Source organism: Ruegeria sp. HKCCD8929 (genome assembly GCF_013031405.1).
Taxonomy (GTDB): domain Bacteria; phylum Pseudomonadota; class Alphaproteobacteria; order Rhodobacterales; family Rhodobacteraceae; genus Ruegeria.
Genome location: NZ_WPZY01000035.1, coordinates 24464 through 32155, shown reverse-complemented (window position 1 = coordinate 32155; position 7692 = coordinate 24464). Strand labels below are relative to the sequence as shown.

Genomic DNA, 7692 nt, shown 5'->3' with positions numbered 1-7692 from the left:
GCGGATTGCTCTGGAAGCCTGTGCAATCGCTGCCTCGGAACAAAACGTTGTGCTGGCCGATATACCGGTCTTGGCGGCGCGCGACGCGGCTCCGACCCAGGGCAGGGCGCCTGTCGCACCGGCACACAGGGCCGCGGTGCTTCCAAAACTGCCGCACTCGGTTTCTGACCTCAATGGGTTGAAAGAGCGCGTGGCGGAGGCGCTTGCGCAAGCCCGCACGAATTTGACGGCTCAAGGTCAGCCGGTCACAGCAAAAGCGCTGCGGCGGCGCGCCGATCAGATTTTGTGGAGGCAGAGTGTCGGGCAGGGCAGGGGTCTACGGGTTTTGGACCAATGCCGTCGCGAGTCCAGTGGTTAAGGAAAACCGACAGGCATCATGGCGCGCAGTTTGCGCCGGAATGCGGGTGAAATCAATGAAATATGATAAGCGATACTTATCGGATATAACAAGCGAAATCCAAAAGTCACGCGGTAGCGCGCAAAACCATCAAATTCTGCGCGCCACGGAAGGAAGCCGCGACAACCAAACTGAAAACCACCACGAGCACCACTTGCCCGAGACCCCAATGGCGGGCGGGGTCCGCGCCACGGTCCACGATCTTTGCTGTTCTTGGGCGGAGCGGTCTGCGGCGCCGGGTTCGTCCTGTCCGTGCCGGCGCAGATCCACTTTCCGACGGAACAATCTGCGGTTCACCTGAGTCTGCGACCGCGTATGAGATGGAGTTTGCCGTCCGCGGAGCCTGCTTGCGCGCAGAGGAGCGTTTACACAGGTTCGAAAGATCGTTAACGACGGCGCCGGACACGGGCCAAAAAACATGGGGAGGGAAACATGAACCTGAAGAAGATGACCGCTGCGGAGCTCAGGCAGTTGCGCAAGGATGTGGACGCAGCACTTGATGCGCGTCAGCGCCAGGACTTGAGTGATGCAAAGGCGGCCGCGGAAGCGGCGGCCGGCAAGTTCGGCTTCTCGCTGGCGGACCTGGCGGGCAAGAGTAGCGGCCGGGCCAGATCCAAGGCGGCGTCAAAATACCGGAACCCCGGCAATCCGGATCAAACCTGGACGGGCAGGGGCCGCAAACCGCAATGGGTCATGGATGCCCTGGCCGGTGGCACAGACATCACCGCGCTGGAGATCTGACCGCGCTACGAGTGAGCTAATGCCGGCCGGCCGTTCCAATCTGATCGGGGCGAGGTGCTACGATATCGCCGGCGTCCGGCCACCGCGCCGGACTCGCGTCCTGCTTGGGGGGTGGTCAAATCAGGCAACCGATGTCCAAGCGTTTCAGACGTCGCGGTCGCTGACACTTTGCAGATACGCCATGTCTGCCTAGCCCTGCATCACATATTGCCCGGGCGCCTCGCATAGCGGTGACAACCCCTTATCAGGTGCTCCCATTGAGGGTGGAGGCGCCGGTTTGCCCGATCGTTTATTGAGCCAGGCCGCCAACGCGGGCCACCAAGACCCTTCGGTTGCAGGTGTCCGGGCAAACCAATCGCCGGGCCCGACGTAGCAGGCATCATGCGCCTGTGTGGTCATTCTGTATCGGCGGCGCGGGTGACCGGGCTCGGACACGATGCCCGCATTATGCCCGCCATTGGTCAGAAGAAACGTGACTTCGGTATCGGAAAGAAGCTGGAACTTGTAGACGGATCGCCAGGGCGCAACATGGTCGCGCTCGGTCCCGACCACAAAGACCGGCACACGGATGTCCGAGAGGGCGACCGGGCGATCACCGACCATGTATTGCCCTTCGGCCAGCTCATTGCGAAGGAAAAGACGGCGCAAATACTCTGAATGCATCCGGAACGGCATCCGGGTCGTATCGGCGTTCCACGCTATCAGGTCGGTCATCCCGGCGCGTTCACCCATCAGGTAATCATGCACGATCCGTGACCAGATCAGATCGTTCGACCGCAAGAGCTGGAAGGTGCCGGACATCTGGTGTGTGTCCAGATATCCTTGCTCCCACATCATGTCCTCCAGGAAACTAAGCTGACTTTCGTTGATGAACATCATCAACTCTCCGGCGTCGGTGAAATCGGTCTGGGTCGCCAGGAAGGTCAAACTCTTCAGACGCGTGTCACCGTCTCGCGCCATCGCGGCGGCAGCAATGGCCAGTAAGGTGCCGCCCAGGCAATAGCCCATCGCATGTACCCTTCGCGCCTTGGTGATCCTTTCAATCGCATCCAGCGCGGCCATCACGCCGAGCGTGCGGTAATCGGCCATCCCCAGATCGCGATCATCGGCGTCCGGATTCTTCCACGAGATCATGAAAACCGTGTAACCCTGCGCTGTCAGATAGCGCACGAAAGAGTTTTCGGGGCTGAGGTCCAGGATGTAGTATTTCATTATCCACGCGGGCACGATGAGGATCGGCTCGGGCCGGACCGTTTCGGTTGTCGGTGCATATTGGATCAATTCGATCAGAGGGTTGCGATAGACCACCTTGCCGGGGCTGACCGCAATATTCCCACCAACCTGATAGGCGTCGGTGCCCGTCGGTTGCCTGCGGCTGACCACGCGCGACCAGTCATCGACAAAATTCTGCCAGCCGCGCACAAGGTTCATGCCCCCTTCGGCGACGGTTCGGTCACGCACTTCGGGATTGGTCAGTGCGAAATTCGACGGCGAGAAGATATCGAGGATTTGGCGCGCAGCGAATTCCACCACATCCTCGTGCTGTTTCGTGACGCCACGCACGCCGGTGGTTGCATTGTGCCACCATTGCTGGGTGAACAGAAAGGATTGGTAGATCAGGTTGTAGGGCCATGCCTGCCATGCCTCTCCGCTGAACCGTTTGTCCTGCGGCAACGGATCGATACAGGGCGTTTCGGCATCATGTGCGGCGGCGCTGCAAGCTGCATAGGTCGACAGCCGCATCCCCTTGTTCAGCGCCTTCCCAACCAGCTCCACTTGCTTGCCTGGTGCGGTGGCCAGGTGAAGGGCCCAGTCTGCGTATGCCGACGCCAGTGCGATGGGCGACAGACCCGCCGTGTAATGCGAGGTGATGGCCCGCAGCGCCTTGTCATAGCTTTGCAGGATCGTGCTTTCGGTTTGGTCTTTGTGGTCGGCGCGCAACATCCGTTTCACCTGCCCAATCTTGATGGGACCGGTTGGATACATAGACCGATATGATGAGCCTTGCCTTGACACAAATCAGCAGGCGAACCCAGGGCCGCCGACCCGCGCTCTGCGCTGAGCAGATATTCGCCGTTGAACACCGCTTATTGATCTCGCTTAAAGATCGATGGGCTGACCTCTGGCAGATTCAGACCAAGGCTTGATCCTTATGCAGGAGAAACTCCCATGGCAAAGAAGACACCCCCAACCGATCTGACGAACCTTTATACCGATACCCTCAAATCCATGCAGAGCGTGATGCGGTCCAACCTGATGATCGCGCCGCAGGCCGAGCATTTCTGGCAGATACAGGAGCATCTGCTGGGCGAATCCGAGGAATTCATGCGCCATTGGTTCGAACGCCGCCACGAGGCCACGCGAACCGCACTGGTCGCAGCACGCAAGACGACAAGCGACGAGGGCAGCAACCCCGCCGAGGCGATGCAGACCATCACCGAATGGCAGCGGCAATCCATGGAACGCATGGTCGAAGATGCCCGCGAGTGGCTGGACACGGTCCAGCGCTGTGCAAGCTATGTCTCCGCCAGCGAAGTCGAGGCGGCCGAAGAGGTGCTTGAGGGCGCGAAAAAGGCCGCGAAAGCAACAAAATCCGAGCCCGTCTGATCCGGCCGCCTTGGTCTGACCCATCCATTCAAGCCAAGCACCTTTTGGCTTGAATGTGATGTCGTGACCGGCCTGAACTCATTATGCCGCCAGATACCCCTCTCGCACATTCCGAACCCGTGGAAGAGTGTCTGCGCAGGCTGGGCACCCCATCGACCGGGCTGACGCAAGACGCTGCGTTGCGGCGGCTTGCGGAACACGGGCCCAACCGGTTGCCCGCGGCACGGCGCCGTCCCGCCGTGATCCGCTTTCTCCTGCATTTTCACAATGTCCTGATGTATCTGCTCATCGCCTGCGCGGCGATCACCGCGATGCTGGGCCACATGGTGGATTCCGGGGTTATCCTGGCGGTCGTGCTGGTCAATGCCATCATGGGCTTCATTCAGGAAGGACGCGCCGAGAACGCCATGGCCGCGATCCGCCGTATGCTGGCCCCGCACGCGTCGGTTCTGCGCGATGGGCAACGCACCAGTATCGCAGCGGACCAGCTTGTGCCTGGAGATCTGGTCCTGCTTGAACCGGGCGACCGCGTGGCCGCCGATCTGCGCCTGATCGAGGTGAACGGGCTGCAGGTCCAGGAGGCGATCCTGACCGGTGAATCCCTGCCTGCAGACAAGGCCACGGATCCGGTCTCGGTCGATGCCGCCCTCGGGGATCGTATCTCGATGGCCTTCAGCGGCACGTTGGTCACCTCCGGAACGGCGCGCGGGCTTGCCGTTGCAACCGGGCAGGAAACGGAAATCGGCCGGATCAGCAGCATGCTGAGCGATGTCGAAGGGCTGCGAACGCCGCTGGTTGTTCTGATGGACAAGTTCGCGCGCTGGCTGACGTTTCTGATCCTGCTGAGTTCAGCCGCATTGCTGGCCTTCGGATACTCGGTGCGGCACATCGAGTTCGAGGCGATGTTCATGGCTGCGGTCAGCCTGGCGGTCGCCGCCATCCCCGAAGCGCTGCCGGCCGTAATGACGATCACCCTTGCGGCGGGCGTTCAGGCCATGGCCAGGCGAAATGCGATCGTACGCCGCCTGCCGGCGATTGAAACCATCGGGGCCGTGTCGGTCATCTGTACCGACAAGACCGGTACGCTGACACGCAGCGAAATGATGGTGGCCTCGGCTTTCACGGCAGAAGGGCGTTTCACCATCACCGGCGAAGGTTATGTCCCCGAGGGCGAAATCCGCAAGGAAGACGGAACCGAGGCCGTTGGCACGTTGGCAGAGCTCGCGCGCGCGGCCCTGCTGTGCAACGATGCGGGATTGCACGCCTCGAATGGCACATGGCGGATCGAGGGAGATCCGATGGAGGGCGCGCTTCTCGCGTTTGCGGCAAAGGCCGGCGAAACGTCAGCAGGTTGGCGGCGGACCGACGAAATCCCCTTCGATGCGCGGCACCGCTACATGGCCGTTTTAGTTGAACGCTCCAACGGTGGGCGGCTGGCGCTGGTCAAGGGTGCTCCGGAACGGATGATCGACATGTGTGCCTTGCAGATCGGATGTTCGGGCTACGAGCCGCTCGACACCGCATTCTGGCTGGCCGAGGCGGATCGCATCGCGGAGCTTGGGCAGCGCGTGCTGGCCTTTGCGCAGATCCCCGAAGCCAGGATGGATGCGCTGCGGACCGATCCCGCGGGGCGTCTGACTCTGATCGGGCTGGTCGGGTTGATCGACCCGCCGCGGGCCGAGGCTATCGCGGCGGTGGCCGAATGTCATCAGGCCGGCATCGTCGTCAAGATGATCACCGGCGATCACGCAGGAACCGCCGCCGCCATTGGGCGGCAGATCGGCCTGAGTAATCCCGGCACCATCCTGACCGGGGCCGAGATCGAACGGATGGACGATTCAACGCTTGCAGCCGCTGCGACGGGAACCAATACATTTGCCCGCACCTCTCCTGAGCACAAGCTGCGCCTGGTCAGGGCATTGCAGGCCAATGATCTTGTCGTCGCGATGACAGGGGACGGTGTGAACGATGCGCCGGCACTCAAACGTGCGGATATCGGCGTCGCCATGGGCATCACCGGCACCGAGGCCGCAAAGGAGGCCGCGGAATTGGTCCTGGCGGATGACAATTTCGCCTCGATCACCGCGGCTGTGCGTGAAGGGCGTACTGTCTGGGACAATATCCGCAAGGTCATCAGCTGGGTTCTGCCGACCAGCGCCGGTGAGGCGGCAACCATCGCCGCAGCGCTGCTGCTGGGGTCCGCCTTACCGGTGTCGCCAGTGCAGATCCTCTGGGTCAACATGATCACTGCAGTGACACTGGGCCTGGCGCTGGCCTATGAACCTGCCGAAGCCGGCAGCATGCTGCGCCCGCCACGCCGGCGAAACGAGGGGCTGCTGACAGGCAGCCTTGTCTGGCACGTGATCTTCGTGACCGGCCTTTTCCTGGCGGCGATCTTCGGGCTGTTCACCTATGCGCTCGAAAAAGGATATCCGCTGCAACTGGCGCAGACGATGGCGATGAACATGCTGGTCGTCCTGGAGATCTTTCACCTGTTCTACATTCGGAATGTGTTTGGCACGTCGCTCACTCTGAAAGCGCTGAAAGGTACACCTGCGGTATGGATCAGTGTCGCGATCGCCACAGTAGCACAGTTTTTGGTGACCTACGCACCCGTGGCACAACCGATCCTCGGCACAACGGCCGTGGCGTTACAGGACGGTATCCTGATTGTCGTTATGGGACTTGTGTTCTTCGCAATCCTTGAGATTGAGAAACAGCTACGTCTCACCGTCACTGCCGATTATTGATCATGGGAATGAAGGACCTTGTTGCATGGATCGCCGAGCCACGGTATCGCCAACGTTCACCTAGACGCGAGCGACGGTAGATGCCCTACAAATTCAATGATGCCCGTCGCGACAAGTTTCCCAAGGCAAAGTACCCTGTCACGAACTGCTCGGAATACAACGAAAGTCTTCGGCAGCGGGGCGATGTGACAATCTGGGTTTCTGAAGATGTGGTGGAGAACTGGGCTTCACCACGCCGCAAGACACGCGGCGGCCAGGCACGCTACTCCGATCTGGCAATTGAGATTTGCCTCACTCTTCGGGCCGTGTTTCGACTTCCGCTCAGGCAAACTCAGGGTTTCATGCGATCAATTGCCAGGCTGATGGGCATTGACCTTGTGGTTCCGGATTTCTCGACCTTGTCGCGACGTGGCCAGGGGCTGAGGATCGCGCAAAACCGACGAGCTGCAAGTAAACCAATCACCCTCATTGTGGACAGCACGGGCCTGAAAGTGCGTGGCGGCAATGGCTGGCATGAAGAAAAACACGGCACAAGGAAGGCCCGCAAAACATGGCGCAAGCTCCATATCGCCCTTGATCAGGAAACGGGCGACATCGCCGCAGCGGAGTTGACCACGGAACATGTGGGCGATGAAACGGCGTTGCCAGATTTGCTCACTGAAATTGATGCCCATGTGAGCCGGTTTCTGGCGGATGGAGGGTATGACGGCCAGGGGGTGGTAGACTGCCTGGAGGACAGGTTCGGGTCCGGGATAGAGATCATTGTCCCTCCGCCGAAGAACGCAGTTCGCGGCGAGAATGCACAGCGCAATCAACACATCGATGCCATCGCCGAACATGGCAGAATGAACCGGCAAACTGAGACGGGATACAACGAGCGATCAAAGGTTGAGGCCCAGATCGGCAGATGGAAGCAGGTTATCGGTGATCGCCTGCAAGCGCGAGACTTCGACCGTCAGATAGCTGAGGCGAAAATCGCATCAAAGGCGCTCAACCGCATGACATCTCTCGGTCGTGCGGAATATGGACGCGCCTTCTGAAACGATGGAGTATGGGGCAAATTCGCCTCACTATTGATCCGTGCAACACGGTCGATTGTTAGCAAACCCACAATGGCACCGCGAGGCCAGCGGGGGCGTCTACACCTTCAGAACCACTTGACGATCCCCATCTCTTTGATTCAACGCAAGGCGTGCG

General features: G+C 60.5%; 5 protein-coding genes. 4 read left to right on the top strand and 1 reads right to left on the bottom strand.

All coding sequences use genetic code 11. The annotated features are described in order from the left end of the window. Positions 1-829: 829 nt before the first annotated feature. A complete protein-coding gene (locus tag GOX53_RS24965; RefSeq protein WP_171181230.1) occupies positions 830-1138 on the top strand; it encodes an H-NS family nucleoid-associated regulatory protein in 309 nt (102 codons plus the stop codon). Between the two features lie 189 nt (positions 1139-1327). Here the strand turns inward: GOX53_RS24965 and GOX53_RS24960 are convergent, their stop codons facing one another. Beyond that, positions 1328-3082: an alpha/beta hydrolase gene (locus GOX53_RS24960; protein WP_254446765.1), complete on the bottom strand. Its 1755-nt coding sequence runs from the start codon at positions 3080-3082 to the stop codon at positions 1328-1330. Between the two features lie 225 nt (positions 3083-3307). Here GOX53_RS24960 and GOX53_RS24955 point away from each other — a divergent pair, with 225 nt between their 5' ends. The 3 genes from GOX53_RS24955 to GOX53_RS24945 all read left to right on the top strand — a co-directional run bounded on the left by GOX53_RS24955 (position 3308) and on the right by GOX53_RS24945 (position 7535). Continuing rightward, the gene (locus GOX53_RS24955; protein ID WP_171181226.1) at positions 3308-3745 is read left to right on the top strand and encodes a hypothetical protein; all 438 of its coding nucleotides are present in this window, start codon (positions 3308-3310) and stop codon (positions 3743-3745) included. Positions 3746-3828: 83 nt separating this feature from the next. Further along, positions 3829-6495 (top strand): HAD-IC family P-type ATPase, encoded by a 2667-nt coding sequence (locus GOX53_RS24950; protein ID WP_171181225.1) that lies wholly within the window; start codon positions 3829-3831, stop codon positions 6493-6495. An 80-nt stretch (positions 6496-6575) separates the two neighbouring features. Next, positions 6576-7535 carry an IS5 family transposase gene (locus tag GOX53_RS24945; protein ID WP_171181223.1) on the top strand — a complete coding sequence of 320 codons (960 nt, stop codon included), beginning with the start codon at positions 6576-6578 and terminating at the stop codon, positions 7533-7535. Positions 7536-7692 lie beyond the last annotated feature (157 nt).

Coding starts and splice junctions, on each gene's coding strand:
- GOX53_RS24950 (WP_171181225.1), top strand. CDS start 3,829: ATGCCGCCAGATACCCCTCTCGCACATTCCGAACCCGTGGAAGAGTGT.
- GOX53_RS24945 (WP_171181223.1), top strand. CDS start 6,576: ATGCCCTACAAATTCAATGATGCCCGTCGCGACAAGTTTCCCAAGGCA.
- GOX53_RS24955 (WP_171181226.1), top strand. CDS start 3,308: ATGGCAAAGAAGACACCCCCAACCGATCTGACGAACCTTTATACCGAT.
- GOX53_RS24960 (WP_254446765.1), bottom strand. CDS start 3,082: ATGTTGCGCGCCGACCACAAAGACCAAACCGAAAGCACGATCCTGCAA.
- GOX53_RS24965 (WP_171181230.1), top strand. CDS start 830: ATGAACCTGAAGAAGATGACCGCTGCGGAGCTCAGGCAGTTGCGCAAG.